This is a genomic window from Pseudomonas coronafaciens pv. oryzae str. 1_6 (assembly GCF_000156995.2).
GTDB classification, from domain to species: domain Bacteria; phylum Pseudomonadota; class Gammaproteobacteria; order Pseudomonadales; family Pseudomonadaceae; genus Aquipseudomonas; species Aquipseudomonas tremae.
This window is the reverse complement of record NZ_CP046035.1, coordinates 1,916,025-1,935,854: the sequence shown is the minus strand read 5'-3', so window position 1 is coordinate 1,935,854 and position 19,830 is coordinate 1,916,025. Positions and strand designations below refer to the sequence as shown.

Sequence of the window (19,830 nt, the reverse complement as noted above, 5' to 3'; positions counted from 1 at the left end):
GCTCAACCGGCAGCCCGGCTCATCAGCCGTGATGCGCTGTTGCGCCAGCGGGTCAGGTGCAATTCGGAATAACGCCGCAGATGGCGAAGCAATTGCGCCTGCTCCTCGATCAGATAGAAGTGATGCCCTTCGAACATGTCCAGCGAGAACCCGGTGCAGGTCTCTTCCTGCCAATCCAGCAGCTCCTCGACGCTGATGCTGTCCTGTTTGCCGCCGAAGATATGAATCGGCACGCTCAACGGTTCGCGCTCGCCGTACACAAAGCTGCCGCACAACAGAAAATCGGCGCGCAGTATGGGCAGCATCAGTTGCATCAATTCGTCATTGGCGATGACGTTCTCGCTGGTGCCCTGGAGCTTGCGCAGTCGCGCAATCAGTTGCTCATCGGTCTTGGCGACGACGTATTCGCTGACATCGCGGCGCACCGGGCCGGCAGTGGACGAGGCAAACAACGCCAGCGGCGCGGGCAGACCGCGTTCGCGCAAGGCATGTGCAAGTTCAAAGGCCAGCAACCCACCCAGACTGTGACCGAATAGCGCATAAGGCGTGTCCAGTTCTGCACTGATTTCGTCTGCCAACTCACTCGCCAGTTGCGCGATATCAGTCTGCAACGGCTCATCCATGCGCATGCCACGGCCGGGAAGCTCCAGCGGGCGTACGTTCAGCCACTCGGGTACTTTGCGCCGCCAAGGGCCGTAGAACATCGCACTGGCACCTGAGTAAGGCAGGCAGAACAGCGTCAGACTCACGGGCGTGCTCATGGCTGAACCGTCCGTCTGCTGGCGCGAATGTAAAAGCGGCGAGGCGCGTGATCGAAACGCATGAGGCTCTCCTGAAGTATTCCCTGGCTGCAACCGTGGTCGGGCCTGTCACCAATGAGAACGGATGGCGCCTGGAAATAATTAGTGAGGGTGCCAGCAGCAAGCGCGCAATGCTCAGCACTGCCCTTTTAAAGTGCGCTGATTGGCTTTCGCATTTGACAATAATTATCATTAAGGCTAATTTGCTGCCCCATGTGACGGCGCTGCTACTCCTGCAGCCCTCCCCCCCATTGGTTTTGCAGCAAGGTGAATTCCATGACGGAACACGTAATCACAAGTAAGTGCGACTCACCGTTACTCCAGGCATTCGTCGACAACTATCTGCTGCTGGTCAAGATTGCCGCGCGCATCGTGGGCTGCCGCTCGCGCGCCGAAGATGTCGTGCAGGATGCGTTCTTCAGGTTGCGCTCCGCGCCGCAGGCCACGCTGACCTTCAAGGCACAGCTCAGCTATCTGTTTCAGATCGTGCGTAACCTGGCCATCGATCATTACCGCAAACAGGCGCTGGAACAGAAATACACCGGCCCCGAGGCCGAGGGGCTGAACGTGGTGATTCAGGGTGCATCGCCAGAAACCTCACACATCAACTTCTCCAGCCTGGAGAAAATTGCCGACGCACTGGGCGAGCTGCCACCCCGCACCCGTTATGCGTTCGAAATGTATCGCCTGCACGGCGTGCCGCAAAAAGACATCGCCAAGGAACTGGGGGTTTCGCCGACGCTGGTCAACTTCATGATTCGCGACGCGCTGATTCACTGCCGCAAGGTCAACAGTGCCAGCGCCGAAGCCTGAGCGCAGGCGATTCTGCCAGACGAAAAAAATCCGGGGCCATGGCTCCGGATTTTTTGTTTCAGCTGACTATCGGTTGTCGATCAGCGGCTGACCTGGTACTCAGGCTGTATTTCCGGCATGGCCGAGGAATGGTGGTTGAGAATCCTCCACTCGTTGCCGACGCGATGGTAGAGAAACGAATAACGTGCCTGTACCTTGGTCTTCTTGCCGTCCGCAGCTGTCAGGGTGAAGGTATAGACGCCATTGTCCGCAGCGGCATCAGGCCCCAGGCGACGGATCTCGCGGTAGTTGATCTCGCCAACCGGCTTGAGCGCCAGGAAGTGATCGAAGTAGTCCTTGATCTCCGCCGGAGTGGCACGCACCTTGTTGGAGACCGTAGGCTGCAGGACAGCGTCCGGCGTATACAGCGACGCGACAGTTTGCGAGTTGCCAGTCTGCAGGGCCTTGTTCCAGCGATCAAACAGACCCGCGATTTCCTTGTCGTTCACGTTGCTTGGCTGCTCGGCCACCATACGGTAGGTGTAGCCGGACGGTTCGGCAGCAGCCTGGACCATCGGTGCGCTCACAACCAGCAACAGGGCCAGGGCGGTCAATTTAGTTTTCATCGCTACTCTCCTACGGGGATCTGTTCAGGGATTCAGTGAGTGCCACTTTGCCCGCCCCGCCCCTTCTCGCCATCGGCCAACCGGGGTTATCTATGTATGCCAATCGGCAGATAGGCTTTACCTCCCGATGCGGTTCTAATAGCGTCACTTCTGTATATGCCCGCGCAGGTGTAGCGCCTCGCCGATATAGCGTTCGCCGACATGGCCCCTCGCTGGAGACCTCATGCAAAGCCCACCTCACGATCCGGCAAGCGCACTGGCCATCCGCAATCAATATCGCCAGTCGCAAAGTCGCGCAGCACGCCTGCGCCTGCTGGTCGACACCGGTCAGGAACTGACCCAGTTGCCACCTGAAGCGATGCGCCTGCGCGTCTTGCAACGTGCCTGTGCGTTCGTGGCCATGGACCATGGCCTGCTGGTGGAATGGGGGGCAGGCAACGGTGTGCAGACCACCGCCAGTCATGGCAACGTCGACCGCCTGAACACCCTGGAAACGGCTGCCGACCCGCTGGTCATCGGTCCGCAATGGCTGGAGCGCCCCGGAACAGACTCCCCTTGTGTGCTGCTGCTGCCCTTGCGCGGGGCTGACGAAGGGGCTTTCGGCACGCTGCTGCTGGCCAGTAGCGTTGCCATCAGCGTGCCGGACAACGAAGACATCGAGTCCCTGCAACTGCTCGCCACCCTGCTCGCGGCGCACCTTGAGAACAACCGTCTGCTCGACGCCCTGGTGGCGCGGGAGCGAACCATGTCCGAGCTGGTGCGCCAGCTGTTTACCGCCCAGGAAGACGAACGCAAACGCGTGGCCTACGACCTGCATGACGGTCTGGCGCAGACACTTGCCGGCCTGCACCAGCGCCTGCAAGGCTTCGCCGGGCGCTGTCCGGCCCTGCCTGAACCGCTGGATGCCGATCTGCAAGCCATTCTCAAGCTGGCGCAGCATTGCGTTGGCGAGGGTCGGCAGCTGATCAGCGGCCTGCGCCCGAGCGTGCTGGATGATTTCGGGCTGTTGCAGGCAATCGACAAAGAGGCCGACCGACTGCGTGACGCGGGGATCGTCGTGCAATGGGCCTCGCGCTCTCTGACCCGCCTGCCCAGTCAGCTGGAGATCGCGCTGTTTCGCATCGCTCAGGAAGGCATCAATAATGTGCTCAAACACGCTGACGCAAGCAGCGTAGACTTGGCGCTGGAGCTGAGTGACGGCAACATTTCACTCAGACTGGAAGACAACGGCCGTGGTTTCATCACCGACAAATCGCTGACTGGCACTGGCGTTCAAAAGCTGGGCCTGGTGGCCATGCAGGAACGCGCCAGCCTTCTGGATGGCCGCCTGACCTGTGTCAGCCGACCCGGACGCGGCACCCGGCTGCGGGCCGTGGTCCCTTTCAATGCAGACAAGGCAATGACATGACTGACACCGTGCGACTGGTTCTGGCAGACGATCATGAAGTAACACGCACCGGATTCGTCTCGCTGCTGGCGGGCCATCCGGAATTCGAAGTGGTCGGCCAGGCAGCCGACGGCCAGCAAGCCATCGATCTGTGCCAGGAGCTGCAACCGGACATCGCCATCCTCGATATCCGCATGCCGGTACTCAACGGCCTGGGCGCCGCGCGGATTCTTCAGCAGCGCATGCCGGGTCTGAAAGTAGTGATTTTTACCATGGACGACAGCACCGACCATCTGGAGGCCGCCATCAGCGCGGGTGCGGTGGGTTATCTGCTCAAGGACGCGAGTCGCGATGAAGTGATTGCCGGCCTGCAACGCGTGGCACGCGGCGAAGAAGCCTTGAACAGCGCCGTCAGTGCGCGCCTGCTGCGCCGCATGACCGACCGCAGCAGTAGTGGCGCGAGCGTCCCGGTAGCACTGACACCTCGCGAACGTCAGGTACTCGGGCTGGTGGCGGGCGGCTTCAGTAACCGGGAAATCGGCGAAAAGCTGGGTATCACCACCGGCACCGCCAAGGCGCACGTGGAAAAAGTGATCGGCAAGCTCGGTGCTTCAGACCGTACCCAGGCCGCAGTGCGTGGCGTTGCGCTGGGCCTGGTGAGCCAGTCGACGAGCGACTGGCAATGAATGCACCAGGCAGCAGCCGCTGGGAAGACCTTCCATTACGAGGCAAGGCGCTGGTAGCAATTTCCCTGCCGCTGGCGATGCTCATGTTTTCGCTGGTGCTCATTTATATTGCCGAACGCCAGACCGCGCAAGCCGAGGAAGATGTGCGGCGCGTGCTGCTCGTACAAGGCGACATCCAGACACTTCATACTCAGATCGCAGAAGCCGCGGCTGGTGTGCGTGGCTATCTGCTGACTCATCAGGAGGACTTTCTGCCCGGTTACATCAATGCACAGCCGCTGATCGAGGCAGCGTTGACGCGGCTCAACAGCAATATCCGTGATGGGCAAATGCGTGAACACCTGAAAGCCATTGAACCGCTGATTCATACCAAAGTAGATGGCCTGGAAAAACTGCGCACAATGAGCACGGAAGACCGCAAAACCGTTGCCGCCATTCTGGTCGAAAACAAGTACGTTCTGGACCGTTTGCGCGAACGGATCGGCATCATGCGCGAGCGCGAAGACGCTCTGCTGGCAGAACGTACAGAAGCCGCTGCAGCCACACGTGAGCGCCTGTTGCTATCCACCCTTTTGGCCGCAGCCTGCGGAATCATCGGCGCCATTCTGGCGGTACTGATGCTGTCCAAAGGCATTGTCGCCAGGGTGCATCAGGTGCAGCGCAATGCGCAGCGTCTGGCCCTCGGACACCCGCTGCTGCCCCAGCCGCCCGAAAAGGACGAGATTGGTCAGCTCGGCACGCGCCTGATCGAAGCCGGTCAGTTGCTGGCCGAGCGCGAACGGGCGTTGCGCGACAACGAGGAGCGGTTACGACTGATCATCGAAGGGGTGAAGGACTACGGCATCTTCGCGCTGGACCGCGATGGTTATGTCACCACCTGGAACGCGGGGGCCGAGCGCATCAAGGGTTACACCGAGCAGGAAATCATCGGTCAGCACTTCTCGGTCTTCTATCTGCCACAGGAATGCCCGCAACACCCCGACATGGCGCTGCACGAAGCCACCGTCAACGGGCGGTATACCGAAGAAAGCTGGCGACGGCGCAAGGACGGTAGCCGGTTCTGGGCCAGCGTGGTGATCACTGCGCAGTACGACAGTCACGACGAACTGCGCGGTTTTTCCAAGATAACCCGCGACATCAGTGATCGCCGCGTGGCTGAAATAGCCCTGAGCACCGCCCGAGAAGAGGCCGAGCGTGCCAGCCGGGCGAAAAGCGAATTCCTCTCGCGCATGAGCCATGAGCTGCGCACCCCGCTTAATTCCATCCTGGGGTTTGCACAACTGCTGGACATGGATTCGCCTGCCAGCCAGAGACCGCAAATCGGCCACATTCTGCGGGCGGGTCAGCACCTGCTGAAGCTGATCAATGAAGTGCTCGACATCGCCAGAATCGAAGCCGGTCACGTTTCACTCAACCTCGAACCTGTGCCGCTGTCGAGCGTGCTCAGGGAAGCGCTGGTGCTGGTTTCGCCGATGGCCACCGATGCCAGCATTGAACTGAGTGAACTGCCACAACTGCCTGACGAACTGGGGGTGGTCGCTGACCGCCAGCGCCTGATACAGGTGTTGCTGAACCTGCTGTCCAACGCCATCAAATACAACCGACCCGATGGCAAGGTGCGAATCGAGGTCGGCCAGTCTGCCGGGCGAGTCACTGTCAGCGTGGTGGACACCGGGTACGGGATTGCACCCGAACGTATCGGTCAGTTGTTCAAGCCATTCGAGCGGCTGGATGCCAACCCGAGTGTCGAGGGCACCGGGCTGGGCCTGGCACTGAGCAAGAGCATGCTGGAAATGATGCACGGCGGGCTGTCGGTGGACACCACACTGAACGAAGGCTGCCGCTTCACCCTTGAACTGCCTTCTGTGCTCGTACGCCCGCCCGCTGTCCAGCTGCTGCGTCCACCTGATACAGCACCGGCGTCCAGCCCCGCTACCCGCCCGGCGTATCATGGCAAGCTGCTGTGCATTGAAGACAACCTGTCGAGTATGGCCTTGATCGAGACGCTGCTGCAGCGCAGGCCGGGCATTCAGTTGCTGTCGAGCATGCAGGGCCAGCTTGGTCTGGACCTGGCCCGCCAGCACGCGCCGCAACTGATCCTTCTCGACCTCAACCTGCCCGACCTCAAGGGCCTGGAAGTATTGCAGCGGTTGCGGCGCTTGCCGGCGACCGCTCACACCCCGGTGCTGATGATCACCGCCGATGCCAGTGACAGCACCCAGCGCGAGCTGAAGAGTGCCGGGGCAACGGCCATCCTGATCAAACCCATTCAAGTGCCGGTATTCCTGGCGCTTCTCGATCAATACCTACCGGAGCCCACATGACCGGAGACTTCCGCATTCTGATCATCGACGACCAGCGGCCCAACCTGGATTTGATGGAGCAACTGCTCGCCCGCGAAGGGCTGACCAATGTGCTGAGCAGCACCGAGCCGCTGCGCACGCTGGACCTGTTCAACAGCTTCGAACCCGACCTTGTGGTGCTGGATCTGCACATGCCCGAGTTCGACGGCTTCGCGGTTCTGGAACAGCTCAACCGGCGCATCCCGGCCAATGACTACCTGCCGATCATGGTCCTGACCGCCGATGCAACTCGCGACACGCGCCTGCGCGCGCTAGCCTTGGGCGCACGGGATTTCATCAGCAAGCCTCTGGATGCACTGGAAACAATGTTGAGAATCTGGAACCTGCTGGAGACTCGCGCGCTGTACAAATCCCTGCGCAAGCTGGTGCCGCCGGAAAACATCGAGTTGCTGCGCCAGCCACGAACGCTCGCGCAGCAATAAGGCCTGGTCTACTTGATTACTTGACGAGCGTCACTGGCACCGACACTTCGTGGATCACCCGCGTGGCCACCGACCCCAGCAGCAAGCCACCAAAGTTGCCAAGCCCGCGAGTCCCCATGACAACCGCCTCGCAACCGAGCCGCTGAACTGCGGCCTCGACCTGCTCGGCAACGTTGCCCAGATCGACATGGGCATGGAACGGCACGCCAGCGGCAGCCAGCAGCGCCACCGCTTCGTCCAGCACACGCTTGCCTTCATTGGTCAACCCGGTTTTAACGCCTTCAATCATGTCAGGCGCCAGATAGAGGCTGTAATCGATAGGACTGGCCTGCACATTCAGAACATGCACTTCAAGTGACTTCTTGAGATCGGCAGACAGTTCGATGACATGTCCCAGGGCACGCATGGCGTGCTCCGAGCCGTCGAAAGGGACCAGGACTTTGTGCATGTGGTTTTTCCTTGTTGGTTTAGGCAGTCAATATAATGCGTTGACCGACAGGCAACCACTGCTGAACGACGGCTTTTTGAGCGGCCGATGATTGCCTTGGGGGACAAGGTCTTTTGTAACCTGCGTCAGAAAGGATGGTACTGGTATAACCAGGTTTCAGATAACGTCTGATCACCCAGACGCAGATAAAGACGCATCTCCACCGGCTCTAGACCCTCGACAGCAAGATCGAACTGCGCTCGCCAATGTCCCGCGATGCCATCTGGCACAGGATGCGTGAAGACATAGGAATAACTGCCTCTTGAGCAGGACAGTACGGCTTCGGGAAAGACGTCAACGGGAATCTTTTCGAGTGAATGGCCCTGAAACTCGACCATGAATTTGCGCACCCCGATAGGCCGAGGTTGTCCGGGCTGCCCGCCATTGCCAAGGCGTGTTGCAACACACCGCGCCAGCTCGCTATCGGGATAAGGTTCGTCATCCAGCCAGTGCATGCGATAACTGAGCCGATACTCGGTCCCCGGCACCGCTGGTTTTTCAGGCACCCACATGGCAACGATATTGTCGTGGATCTCGTCGTCTGTGGGGATTTCAACCAGTTGCACTGTACCCTTCCCCCAATTGCCCTGAGGCTCAATCCACAGACTCGGTCGCCGTCCGTACTGCACGCCGTCCAAGTAGTGGTTGAAGTCGCGATCTCGCTGCAACAGACCAAAACCTTTCGGGTTATTGTCGCTAAACGCAGATGTCATCGTCCGCGAAGGATTGTTCAGCGGTCTCCAGATACGCTCTCCGGTACCTGTCCAGATCGCCAGACCATCGGAGTCGTGCACCTCGGGCCGCCAGTCAACGGCAGTCTTCTTGGCCTGCTCACTGAACCAGTACATCGAACTGGCAGGTGCGATGCCGAATCTCTGAACTTCGCTACGCATGAACAGTGCTGCTTCGACATCCATCACCACGCCTTTGCCTCGCTGCATGACAAACCGATAGGCGCCGCAGACACTGGGTCCATTCAACAGCGCGTATAAAACCATTGACCTGGATTTAGTATCGGCAGAAGTTTCAAACCAGAAGTCGGTGAAATCGGGAAACTCTTCCAGAACCCCCGCCTGGGCAACGTCCAGCGCGATACCTCGCGCTGAAAGACCGTATTGATACTGCTCACCAATGGCCCGAAAGTAGGCTGCACCCAGAAAGGAAGCCCAGTCATTGCTGCGGCTTTCAAGCTTTCCTTGTTTATCCCGGCGACTTTCCTGAATACGAAACCCCGCAAAACCTGCCTGGTGGCGTAATTGACGAGCGGGACTGTCTTCGGGGATATCGAAATATGCCTGATCGTAAACGATTTCTTTCGCCACGCCCTTATCGACAACATGAAGCCGCACCGGCTTGGGAAAGAACTTGCCAGGGTGAAAAAAGGTGATCGGAAACTGTCCCTGACCATCAGCGAACAACGTGTACTCAGGCTTGAAGCGGATTTTGTTATGGGCATCGTAATCCAGCTTCTCCATCAGATTCGCACTGGGACTGGAAGAAGCAATGTATGGCTGCATCGCCATGTCATGCGCTCGCTGCATCAGCAAGTCAAAAGAAAAGGGCTCGTCTGCGCCCATTTTTAATCGTTTATTAGCGTGTGCGGAACTAGGGATACCTGATGCAAGCAACAACGCAGATATCGAAGAAAACTCCAAAAAGTTTCGTCGATTCAACATGGTGGGGAAGACGCCTGGTGGAATTGGTCTGAGCGTAGATCAGTACACCAAAGCCACCAGCCCGCTGGTCCGCTTAATGCCCGCGAAGAAACTCTGCGGCTTTGTCCAGCAACAGCATGGGGTCATCCGCCTTGTGAATATCAACCGACAGCAACTGACGAAAACGCCGTGCGCCCGGAAACCCCAGACCGAGGCCAAGCATATGGCGAGTCACATGGTGCATGTTGCCACCGCTGGCAATATGCGCCGCAATGTAAGGCCGCATTGCCTCCAATGCAGCATGACGGCTGATGACCGGCGCCATGCTGCCGAACAACTGCTTATCCACCTGCGCCAACAGATACGGGTTGTGATAGGCCTCGCGACCCAACATCACACCATCGAAGACCTGCAGATGCTCGCTGCACTGCTCCAGCGTCTTGATGCCGCCGTTGAGCACAATTTCCAGATCGGGAAAATCAGATTTCAACTGCGCAACCACGTCATAGCGCAGCGGCGGAATATCGCGGTTCTCCTTGGGTGACAGCCCCTCAAGAATCGCAATACGCGCATGAACCGTAAAACTCTGGCAACCCGCCTCCTGCACCGTGCCGACGAAATCACACAGCTCGGCATAACTGTCGCGGCCATTGATGCCGATGCGATGCTTGACCGTGACCGGAATAACCACCGCGTCGCGCATGGCCTTCACGCAATCAGCCACCAGTTGCGGATGCGCCATCAGGCACGCACCAATCATGTTGTTCTGCACGCGATCGCTCGGACAACCGACGTTCAGATTGACCTCGTCGTAGCCCGCCTCTTCAGCCAGCCGCGCACACGCAGCCAGATCCGCAGCTGTGCTACCACCCAGTTGCAATGCCAACGGGTGCTCGGTCTCGTCATGACGCAAGAACCGATCACGGTCGCCATGCAACAAAGCGCCGGTGGTGACCATTTCGGTGTACAGCAACGCGTGCCTGGACAGCAGACGCATGAAGTAGCGGCAATGGTGATCGGTCCAGTCCATCATCGGTGCAACGGAGAAGCGCCGGGACAGCACAGCCCTTGATTCACCAATGTTTACTGGGCTTTCTGTTTTCTCGATGCTCATCAATATTGATCTTTCATACGGCGATTTTTGGCCATTTTTACCTGTCTTTTCAGAGCAGTGGGTACCACGTACCAACCCACATCAGAAATGTACCAACTCAAAAATGGGCACGATCGACATACGCGAGCACGAGGGCAGCTATCGCCTGTCGTGCGCAGGCAAGTATCAATCGCGACGGTCGGCGAGTTTATCAGGAAACCCGAACCTTCGACCGCAAGCAGGTAGCTCAAGCGTGGATGAAACTACGCGATGCCTGAGTTGGCCATGGCTATTGCGATAAACGCATGGATCGCAAGCAGGTCAGCATCAATCAGATAATTGATCGATACCTTGACGAGTAAGAGAAGGTTCGGCCTATGGGCACTGATTTGTCGCATCTGGGAGCAGTATTGTCCGTAGCAAAGCCAGCATGGGGATATGACGTTGCTCCTCATGCAATACCTGATGCCCGAATCGTTCTGCGTAAGCTGGGAATGGTCAGCAAACGCAGAGAGCATACTCGGAAACCTACGAAAGACGAGCTCTGTCGAATCGACTATCCCGATGTATAGAAACTTTGAAAGTCCTATACATAAACCCCTGGTTCTCTAGGCGTGAACGAAACAGTTCCTCGGCGGGTCATTATTCGGCAGCAGGGCGGCGCGTGGGCATGGTCGAAAATTACCAGAAGCCAGCCTCAAGCCTAGCAAAAACTGACAACTCTGGAACGCCTGTGCTGCCGGTGAAGCCTTGCTGTGACTAAGTTGATGGATTTCTTCAAGGACGAATGAATGATTCAGCCGCCTTCAAACAGACGAAATTTTATCGACGCAAACGACACCAAACAAGCTATACCTGCCAACACAAAAGAGAGTCGATAACCAAAGCTTGAGATAATCAAACCAAAGAGCACTTGACCGAAGAAGAAAGAAAAATCGTACACTGAGCTGAAAATAGAAAGTTGAGTTGAGCTTGCATTGGGATTTTGTTCCGCATTCAATCCTATTAATGAGGGGAAAACCAGCCCCCACCCGAGGCCCATGAAAGACGAAGCCGCAAGCATCATAGGTTTCGAGTTGGATGCTGCGAGCACCGTCAGCGCCAGCGTGCATAACAGAGCGCCTGCCTGAGCGAGCCAAGTGAAACTTCGCCAACAGCTCAGCTTCGACATATTCACCCTGATAGCAAGTGTGGCACAAGCAAATATGAGGAAGAAGGCGCTCACAGACCCATAACCCTCCTGCCGCGAAAAAATCGGAACAAATACTTCTGCCATACCTAGGGGGGCAGCGACCAGCATCAGTTGGATGCATGTAGAGCGCAGTGGCGGAGGTTTCTTGCTCTTCGTACTAATGGTCGGCCCTGATGGGGAATTCAAGAGAGGCTCGCGACCTGCGCAAATAAATGCCGCAGCCAAAAAACACATGGCAGACGCCATCTCAAAAGTGCGTGCGTAACCTAAACACTGAATAACAAATTCGCCTAATGCAGGGCCGAGCGCATAACCAAGAAAGCTAAATATACTGTTGATTGAAAACTGGCTGGCGCGCTCACGAGCCTGCGCAGAATTAACAGCAAAGGCCAGTATTCCAATAATTGAAATCGTGTAGCCTATACCCTGAACGAAGCGCACTGACACCAACTGAAAAATCCCTTCAACTTCATTTGTGATGAGATATGCAAGCGCCGTCGTCACGAGCCCAAAAACAATAAGTATTTTCTTTTTTTTATATTCTAGCAGGCGGGAAATGTAAACTCTAAAAAATATCGGAGCAAGCCAAAAAGCCCCGCTAACAATTCCAATCCTGGCTTGGGTCAAGCCTGAATCCTCCAAAGATCTTGATAACAAAGGGATGGTGCAGCCGATACTGCCCAAAAGCAGGAACGTTGCTATGTTCGGCAGCCACACCCTAACACCCGAGTAATCCATTTTTCAGCCCTGTATTGGCTTCGGCAACCGCAATATATATTGAGTTCACCAAGAAATTGAGGCGACTTGCTTCCAAGAGTCGATATCAGCTCGAGTCGGCACCATCCAAGGTTTGCGTTGTTGGAGCTTTCCGATTCCTGATTTTGGATAGCCAGTCAGAAGACTGTAGTCAACTTGAAGGATGCGATCAGTCCGAACTTCTTCAGAAACAGCCATGCCTAAGAATTTTTGATAGAAGCCAGCATGATCAGCACGCACTTCCCCGGTGATAAAATCAATATTGTCAATGGCTTGTATGGCCATTGCTGCCTTAAGAAGTGCGCAGGCAGCAATTGGGAAATTTCCACCCTCCGTGATGGCGAATCTATTGAACTCCAGAATGTTTGGGCTAGAATTCGAGAGGCATTGATCTATATGATCTTTCCAGAGCTCATAGCTCAACAGCCTATCAATCGTGTCCCTGTTCGCTCGAATGATCCGCATCGTGCCAATCGGCTCATTCTTTTGGAATGCAATGAGCGAGTCCACCCAAGGATTTTCGTCCGTAGCATCGAACCCCATGCGCTTGCCATTGTTGCTCCACTCATATTTTGCATATGCATTGATTCTCAACTCATGGACAGCTTGCTTGTCTTGATGTGATTCAGAGAGCCGTACGGTTATGCCAGAGAATATGTTTTTCATAAATTTCGATTGAACATTCGTTGTGGACGTTGTAAGCCGGAACCCCAGATGTTTCCATCACCCTATCTTGAGGGTTGGCAAGGATTCATGTAAAAAACTGCCAACCCGACTAGGGGCTCGCACTACTGGAGTTGCGCGCGCTGGTTCAGACTCGGTGTGCCCACTAGATTAAGCGCCATGTGAACCCGTTCTGTTGATACCCACCACCGCGTACTGGCCTGCAGGGCAACTGAGTGGTAACTGGGCAAGAAAAAGTTCCATCTTGATGCACAGTCATTTTTAAAATCCTGTGTATTGAGAGACCGGTTAGAAAAAGCAGATGTTCCGTCACCGGCTCAGCTGACAGACATGAAAGACATGACAGAGTGACCACCAAGCAATGGTCTTCACTCTGCCGAGCCATGGTCGCAACGAAACAAGGGGACTATTACCTGCAGGAATGCTCCTGCACCCTAAATCCTTTGGGAAAGAGGATTCCCAACGAATAGCATTCCAACCAGTTCAGTAAATTCCAGCTTCAATTACACGGCCCCTGCGGAGGAAGCACAAAACCGCTTCGCCTCAGCGCCCGACAACGTCCCTTTACTTGCCACCACAACCTCTATCGCCCAAGCGTCGGAAAGGCAACAAAGACCGGGGGCTGTACCGAACGACTTTCAGTGTGGCCTCCAAAGGAGGCCCTATTATTCGAAATGCTATGAATTAGGTGCGAAGGGACATCATTCGGTGGTTCCGATACATCCATGAGAACTTATCACCAGTAGAAATACCCATTGCGACGCACGCAGTAGTGACGAGTGCACCGCTTACGAATCCACCAGCACCGGCTAACATATGAGCTGCTGCTTTGTGGCATGGGCGATTGATCGACCCTCGACGCGGTTGCGGCCTTTGGTTTTGGCGCTGTAGAGAAGTCGGTCTGCTTCCTCAAGAGCAGCTTTGTGATCTTCCTTCTCGGGTGCGCTGATCGCCACCACACCAGAACTGATTGTTAAATTGCCTACCGGGCTGGCTGAATGCTCTATAAAAGCATTCTCAATGGCTGACCTGACTTTTTCCGCCACGCTAAGAGCGCCCGCCAGATCTGTTTCGGCTAAAAGGATCACAAATTCTTCACCGCCGTACCGTGCTGCTAAATCGCCGGATCGGTTGATGCAGCTGCCGAGGATCTCCGCCACTTGCATCAGGCAGTCGTCACCTTTCAAATGGCCGTAGCGGTCGTTGTATTGCTTGAACCAGTCAATATCCAACAAAATGATGGCGAGTACTGAGTTATTCCGTGAGGCTCTTCCCCACTCCTTTTGCAAGCTAGCGTCGAAGCAACGTCGATTGGCCAGATTCGTCAAACTGTCGGTCTGAGCGATGATCTCCAGCTCATGCCTGGTGTTGTTCAATTCGCCTTCCGCACTGATCAACTGCTGGATTTGCCGATACAACAGGACACCCAGTAAAGCCAGCGTAAAAATGATCATGCCGCTCAAAGCCATGGACCTGTATGCATAGGCCCACCAGGGCGCGAAAATATGCTGGCAGGAGACACCCGCAGCAGCGACGATAGGCAGCCCGGTGACCCGGCGATAGGCATAGATTCTATCCACGCCATCCACCACAGACTTGATTACCGCGGTTCCGCTATCGTGGTATGGCAGATAGCGAGTGAAGATGTCTCCCTTGGCCACATTGGTCGTCATCAGTGCGGTCACTACAGGCCTACGAGCCAGCAAGTCGCCGTTATTCAGCGCAAGGAAAATAACGCCCTTATCGTCTACGCCCATACGTTTGAAGAACGCTTCAAAATAGGCAACGGGTACTGTCGCTAAAGCTATTCCAGCAAACGTCCCGTCAGCAGCATTGATACGGCGGCTGATAGGGATAAGCATATCTCCTGTGCTACGGCTTTTAACGACTGAACCTATGTGGATGGACTCGTCAGCGTTATCGCGGTGATACACAAAGTAGTCGCGGTCGCTGTTGTCCCTCACCTGAGCACTTCGGGAAAAGGAATTGGCAACCCGGTTGCCCAGGGCGTCGTAGATGAAGAGCCCTTGAATCCCTTCTACATGCTCCACGTCTTTGGCCATGAGCGTTGTCAGTCGACTCTGCTGCTGACTTCCCACACCATCGTGTTCCACCCGCTCGACAAGATCGCGCAACACGTTATCCGCTTGGCGGAAAGTGTCCTGAGCCTGTTGTTCAGCGGCAAGAACGATATTGGAGACCGCAACTTTGGCATTGGCCACACGCTCGAGTTTGGACTGGTTCATTTGCCAGGCAGTGGCCAGGATCAACGATAGGCAGACCAGACCAATGAAGCCAACCAAAGCTTTGGTGAGCGTCGAGGGGGAAAGTCGCTTGGAGTTAAGATAATGAGGCTGCATGAGGTCGTCATCAAATTGGCGGCCGGACGCCCCATGCAGTTTCCATACCTCAGTTGGATTGGCTAGCGCAAATGTCCTGCTGGCCAAATCCGATAGTTGTCATCTTTCCACGCCAGACTGCTTTGCGTTTGCCGGACGGATCAAGCATGTGCGCTATAACACGGCGAGTGGTGGCCGCATTCAGCATTACAAGAAGGAATACATTGATGATTCGCAGAGCGTTACCCTCCGATGCAAATGCCGTTGCACGGGTGCATATCGGCAGTTGGCAAGACGCTTATCGTGACCTCATGCCTGCTGAATACTTGAGTTCGCTGGAAACAACTCTGGCGCAGCGTGAATCATTTTGGGCTCGCTCTATTGAATCGGGCGAGCCTTGTGTGCTGGTTGCGGAGTTGCATGAGCAGGTGGTCGGCTGGATATCAGTCGGCGCCAGTCGTGACGAAGATGCCACAACGGATACTGCTGGTGAGGTTATGGCCATCTACGTTTTAGCCAGGCATTGGCAAACTGGCGTCGGGCTGGCGTTGTGGAAGGCAGGCCTGCAGTGGTTGATGGAGCAAGGGTATCAGCGGTTGACCCTTTGGGTATTGGCCCGTAACGAGCGGGCTATCCGCTTTTATCGCAGGGCAGGATGTGTTGAGGAAACAGGGAGTGAGCGTACTCTCGAGAGGGGTGGTGTGACTCTGGCAGAGGTGAGGTACGGTTTGGCTTTACCCGATCAAGTCAGGCTTGATCGCCTGCCGTGAGCGTGGGGCCACACAACGACCTCCACGCACAGACGCGGTCAACAGGGAGCAGTTAACCTGTCAGGACTGCGCTAGCGTTGATCGCGTGTGCATTCGGCGCCCAGGCGCCGGTAGTGATGCATCAACAAGCACCGATAGCAAAGGCATTTTTTAAGTGCGTATGCCCAGAGACGTTTTTATCGCAGACATCGTTAATGCTGATAACGATGCGTTGGCTTATTCTGGAAAGGACCGATCTGGCAATACGATCGTTACTGAAGAGCACACACATTTTTATTGCGGGTAACGGCGGAAGCAGCGAACTCTTGATAATAGGTGTATCGCCCGGAATAAGTGACAACTCGCCCACGCCTATGCCCACACCGGCGCCGATAGCATTGAAAACAGCAAAGTTGGACTCGGACGTGAATCGTATCTCAGACGCCATGCGGGCATGCTGCAAGGCGTTCATCGAGACTTCCCTGCAGATACAACCTTCCGGAAAATGCACCAGAGGTATGGGCTGCCCTGGCATAACCAGCCTGGCATCGCCGATCCAGTGGAGTTCCTCATGCCTTATGTGCTCGGAGTGCTCCATGATCCGGGAGTCAGGCACCGCGACAACAGCAAGGTCCAGTCGCCCGAGTTCGACGTCATCCAGCAATAATGACGACGTCTTGCAGACCAGTTTTATTTTCAGATCGGGGTCTGATCGAGTCAGGGTCTGGACAATGCCGTGCAGAAAAAACAGTGCGTAATCATCCGGCATACCCAGACGCAATTCGCTATCAGGATTCTTGTTCTTCAAGCGAAACAGGTTGTCATGCATGGCAAGAATTTTTTCGGCCGCGGCCAATACTTCTTCGCCTATCGTTGTCAGCCGAAAACCGTCGTCGCCCCTGACGAACAGTTTTACCTCCATGAGCGTTTCCAGCTTTTTTATTTGCATGCTGATGGCAGGCGGAGTTTTGCACAGAATGTCAGCAGACCGAGTGATACTCCGAGTTTCGCTCACCGATTTGAACGTGCGCCAAAGGTTTGTATCTACATCAAAAATTCGAGGCATCCGTTTTCCCTGATGACCCGGTGCCTAATGGGTGATGACATTGGCAACCGAATGATTTCCTGCTCCGGGATTTTCCAACTGCACCCCGGCTTTCCATACGCCCCTCTATAGTTAGGCCATTCTGCGAGTGTGCGCAAAGTATTCCGTACACGCAGGGGAAATATATGGATAAAACGGACGCTGAATCGATTTTTGCTGCTTCAGATGACACTTGCATAGGTTATTGCCGGACGGAAAGTCTGATCCATTCAGGTCCTCGTCCGGTGGCTGCATTCGTTCAGGAAGCTTCTTCCCTCAATGCCACGCCGAGCGCCTGGAGCAGAGGCGTATTTTCACATGCGATATACGTGGCCTCTGCGTCCTCTGACGTATTGACGTGCTTGTGCCAACGCCAAACGGGAATATAAATAGCATCCCCTGCAGTCCATGAAACGAGGGTCTCCCCTACCATAGAAAAACCCGCACCTGAAATGATGTAGATGACGCTCTCATAGTTATGCCGGTGCAGCCCCGAACCTTGCAAGGGCCGCAGCGCTCCGAACGTCATGCTGATTGATCGGGACGGTAAGTCGACGACATGAACTTCGTGTTTTCTTGCATCGCTGAATGCGTCGAGCGTGGGCTTTCTGACCCTTTCGTGCAGGAGTGTACCGGTAACCTCTCCTGCGGCAAGGCTGGCGGGAACATGCACAAAATCACGCGAAGAAAATGAGTGGTTGTTCATGCTCACCTCAAAGGTTATCCAGAAATTCAAGTCGCGCTTTGATCATCATGAAGGCCGCGTGCCGGACTACTTCAAAACGAGATGGTTTTTCAACCACAAGACGCGAAAGAATCGCCAACAGGGTGTCAGCGTGACCGTCGTCACAGTCAATATGTAATGAGAAGAACCTCAGTTTATCTACCGCGACGCCCTGACCGATGAAGCCGTTGAGAATGTCGCTGTACAAATGAGGAACAATCGCCTCAGCCCCCAGACAAAGTGCCGAGAGACCATATACCCCATCGGGTTGCTTGCAAAAGCTCATCATGGTGTCGATGAGGTGCTGGGTCGAAGGGAGGGTGGCGTGTGCTTCAAGTGTCAGGTCGAAGGAGCGCAACATGTCTCTATAGAGAGCCGAATGTGTCGGTTCGGCGACTTCACCAAACCCCAGTTCCTCGAAAAGATTTTCGAACACCGCCAAGATATCTTCATCCCTTTCCAGATGGCTCATCAGTTGGCAGATATACCGGGTGAAATGACGGCTGTATTTTCCCTGCTGGACCAGAAAGTCTTTCAGCCGCGCTATAGGCATGGTCGCCGCACGGCACTGAACCAGAAAAGGATGACCGGAAATCTGTTGGATCATTTCATCTTTTAATTGTGCGAGCTCCTGCAATATGAAGTCATTGCCCAACGGGCGGGCAGTCAATACACGGGTATGTTCAACAACTGAATTCATCAGGCAATCCCTCGCGATGTTTGATTGTGCAGGGTAGACAGGTACGCGCGCTTCAGCCTGTCCAACCCACGTTCTAGCGTCGGCAGATCAATGGTCAGCGGCGGCATCAGTTTGAGGACTTCGTTTGACGGACCACAGGTCTCTACAAGCAGACCTTGCAACAAGCACTCGGCAGACATCTTGCTTGCGCGCCGTGAATCGCCAAACTTCAACCCCATGAACAAACCCCGCCCTACAATGCTGACGGCTTCAGAGGGTGTTTGAGCAATCAACTTTTCCAGTGCAGTGCGAAGAATATCGGACCGCTCAGCTATCGAACGTTCAAACGCATTATCTTGCCAATAGCTCAGGGCCGCGGCCGCTGTTATAAAAGCGGTGTTGTTCCCGCGAAAGGTGCCGTTGTGTTCACCCGGTGCCCACTTGTCATGTTCCGGCTTTATCAGTACCAGTGACATCGGCAAACCATAACCGCTGATGGACTTTGACAGGCAGATGATATCCGGGGAGATATCGGCGGATTCAAAGCTGAAAAATGTCCCGGTACGACCACACCCTGCCTGGATGTCGTCAATGATCAGCAGTGCACCTGATGCCTTGCACAATCGCTGGACGCGCTGCAGCCATTGCGGCCGCGCGCAATTCAAACCGCCCTCGCCCTGCACAACTTCGAGAATAACGGCAGCGGGCGGCTCGACACCTGCTCCGGCTGTCGTGAATAGCGTTTCAATGATCGCCGCACTGTCGATGTCAGGCCCCAGAAAACCGTCGTACGGGAGCCGGATGACGTTTGAAAGCTCCACGCCAGCCACGGCTCTTTTGTCAGCGTTGGCGGTAACTGCCAGGGAGCCCAGCGTGACGCCGTGAAATGCATGGGTAAATGCTGCAATGGAGGCGCGCCCGGTTATTTTTCGAGCCAGCTTCAAGGCAGCCTCGACAGCATTGGTTCCGGTAGGGCCCGTGAACTGCAGTTTGTAGTCCATACCTCGCGGCGCGAGGATGATCCGGTCGAACTGCTCGATAAACCGGGACTTTGCAGCACTGTGAAAGTCGAGGGTTGTCGTGATGCCGTCCTGCTGAATGTAGTCCAGCAACGCTGTTTTCAAACGAGGGTTGTTATGGCCATAGTTCAATGATCCGGCGCCGGCGAAAAAGTCGATAAACTCGCGCCCTTCGATATCCCTGATCACTGCACCTTCGGCCGTTGCGAACACCACGTCACAGTCGCGACAATAAGAACGCACTTCCGACTCACGCGTATAGATAGACAGTAATGAGTTCATGCCTGTAATCC

The 19,830-nt window shown here is 55.6% G+C and carries 18 protein-coding genes; 6 read left to right on the top strand and 12 right to left on the bottom strand.

Features of this window, described 5'->3' with window-relative positions:
• Positions 1 to 2 precede the first annotated feature (2 nt).
• The gene (locus POR16_RS08815; protein ID WP_024690982.1) at positions 3 to 761 is read right to left on the bottom strand and encodes a thioesterase II family protein; all 759 of its coding nucleotides are present in this window, start codon (positions 759 to 761) and stop codon (positions 3 to 5) included.
• 315 nt (positions 762 to 1,076) lie between these two features.
• Here POR16_RS08815 and POR16_RS08810 point away from each other — a divergent pair, with 315 nt between their 5' ends.
• Positions 1,077 to 1,613: an RNA polymerase factor sigma-70 gene (locus tag POR16_RS08810; protein ID WP_005887607.1), complete on the top strand. Its 537-nt coding sequence runs from the start codon at positions 1,077 to 1,079 to the stop codon at positions 1,611 to 1,613.
• A gap of 80 nt (positions 1,614 to 1,693) precedes the next feature.
• On the opposite strand, the gene POR16_RS08805 is transcribed toward POR16_RS08810, so the two are convergent.
• On the bottom strand, positions 1,694 to 2,218 hold the full coding sequence (locus POR16_RS08805) for an SgcJ/EcaC family oxidoreductase (protein ID WP_005887606.1): 525 nt from the start codon (positions 2,216 to 2,218) through the stop codon (positions 1,694 to 1,696).
• Positions 2,219 to 2,441: 223 nt separating this feature from the next.
• Here POR16_RS08805 and POR16_RS08800 point away from each other — a divergent pair, with 223 nt between their 5' ends.
• The 4 genes from POR16_RS08800 to POR16_RS08785 are packed head-to-tail and all read left to right on the top strand — an operon-like array spanning position 2,442 to position 7,076.
• Complete coding sequence (locus tag POR16_RS08800; RefSeq protein WP_005887605.1) at positions 2,442 to 3,626, top strand: sensor histidine kinase; 1,185 nt, start codon at positions 2,442 to 2,444, stop codon at positions 3,624 to 3,626.
• On the top strand, positions 3,623 to 4,291 hold the full coding sequence (locus tag POR16_RS08795) for a response regulator (RefSeq protein ID WP_024670888.1): 669 nt from the start codon (positions 3,623 to 3,625) through the stop codon (positions 4,289 to 4,291). Before POR16_RS08800 ends, POR16_RS08795 begins: the two co-directional genes overlap by 4 nt.
• The gene (locus tag POR16_RS08790; RefSeq protein WP_024670887.1) at positions 4,288 to 6,615 is read left to right on the top strand and encodes an ATP-binding protein; all 2,328 of its coding nucleotides are present in this window, start codon (positions 4,288 to 4,290) and stop codon (positions 6,613 to 6,615) included. The genes POR16_RS08795 and POR16_RS08790 overlap by 4 nt, the downstream gene beginning before the upstream one ends.
• The gene (locus POR16_RS08785; protein ID WP_002552910.1) at positions 6,612 to 7,076 is read left to right on the top strand and encodes a response regulator; all 465 of its coding nucleotides are present in this window, start codon (positions 6,612 to 6,614) and stop codon (positions 7,074 to 7,076) included. Before POR16_RS08790 ends, POR16_RS08785 begins: the two co-directional genes overlap by 4 nt.
• A 16-nt stretch (positions 7,077 to 7,092) precedes the next feature.
• Here POR16_RS08785 and POR16_RS08780 read toward each other — a convergent pair whose 3' ends face one another.
• The 6 genes from POR16_RS08780 to POR16_RS08750 all read right to left on the bottom strand — a co-directional run bounded on the left by POR16_RS08780 (position 7,093) and on the right by POR16_RS08750 (position 15,303).
• A complete protein-coding gene (locus POR16_RS08780) occupies positions 7,093 to 7,524 on the bottom strand; it encodes a universal stress protein (RefSeq protein ID WP_005887602.1) in 432 nt (143 codons plus the stop codon).
• A gap of 125 nt (positions 7,525 to 7,649) precedes the next feature.
• Positions 7,650 to 9,140: an OpgD/OpgG family glucan biosynthesis protein gene (locus POR16_RS08775; protein ID WP_005887600.1), complete on the bottom strand. Its 1,491-nt coding sequence runs from the start codon at positions 9,138 to 9,140 to the stop codon at positions 7,650 to 7,652.
• A 172-nt stretch (positions 9,141 to 9,312) separates the two neighbouring features.
• Positions 9,313 to 10,332, bottom strand: a complete 1,020-nt coding sequence (gene dusA, locus POR16_RS08770; protein WP_005887599.1) for a tRNA dihydrouridine(20/20a) synthase DusA — start codon at positions 10,330 to 10,332, stop codon at positions 9,313 to 9,315.
• Between the two features lie 775 nt (positions 10,333 to 11,107).
• Complete coding sequence (locus tag POR16_RS08765; RefSeq protein WP_122381082.1) at positions 11,108 to 12,241, bottom strand: MFS transporter; 1,134 nt, start codon at positions 12,239 to 12,241, stop codon at positions 11,108 to 11,110.
• Positions 12,242 to 12,286: 45 nt separating this feature from the next.
• A complete protein-coding gene (locus POR16_RS08760) occupies positions 12,287 to 12,925 on the bottom strand; it encodes an N-acyl amino acid synthase FeeM domain-containing protein (protein ID WP_005887592.1) in 639 nt (212 codons plus the stop codon).
• Between the two features lie 827 nt (positions 12,926 to 13,752).
• Positions 13,753 to 15,303, bottom strand: coding sequence for a sensor domain-containing diguanylate cyclase (locus POR16_RS08750; protein ID WP_032618899.1), 1,551 nt, complete (start codon positions 15,301 to 15,303; stop codon positions 13,753 to 13,755).
• Between the two features lie 206 nt (positions 15,304 to 15,509).
• Between POR16_RS08750 and POR16_RS08745 the strand changes: the two genes are divergently transcribed.
• Positions 15,510 to 16,052, top strand: coding sequence for a GNAT family N-acetyltransferase (locus POR16_RS08745; RefSeq protein ID WP_005887587.1), 543 nt, complete (start codon positions 15,510 to 15,512; stop codon positions 16,050 to 16,052).
• A 121-nt stretch (positions 16,053 to 16,173) separates the two neighbouring features.
• Here the strand turns inward: POR16_RS08745 and POR16_RS08740 are convergent, their stop codons facing one another.
• From POR16_RS08740 to ectB, 4 genes are all read right to left on the bottom strand, one after another.
• Positions 16,174 to 17,097 carry a LysR family transcriptional regulator gene (locus POR16_RS08740; RefSeq protein WP_005887585.1) on the bottom strand — a complete coding sequence of 308 codons (924 nt, stop codon included), beginning with the start codon at positions 17,095 to 17,097 and terminating at the stop codon, positions 16,174 to 16,176.
• Positions 17,098 to 17,374: 277 nt separating this feature from the next.
• The gene (locus POR16_RS08735) at positions 17,375 to 17,821 is read right to left on the bottom strand and encodes a cupin domain-containing protein (RefSeq protein WP_005887583.1); all 447 of its coding nucleotides are present in this window, start codon (positions 17,819 to 17,821) and stop codon (positions 17,375 to 17,377) included.
• Positions 17,822 to 17,828: 7 nt separating this feature from the next.
• On the bottom strand, positions 17,829 to 18,539 hold the full coding sequence (locus tag POR16_RS08730; protein WP_024670666.1) for an iron-containing redox enzyme family protein: 711 nt from the start codon (positions 18,537 to 18,539) through the stop codon (positions 17,829 to 17,831).
• Positions 18,539 to 19,819, bottom strand: coding sequence for a diaminobutyrate--2-oxoglutarate transaminase (gene ectB, locus POR16_RS08725; protein ID WP_053480568.1), 1,281 nt, complete (start codon positions 19,817 to 19,819; stop codon positions 18,539 to 18,541). Before ectB ends, POR16_RS08730 begins: the two co-directional genes overlap by 1 nt.
• Positions 19,820 to 19,830 lie beyond the last annotated feature (11 nt).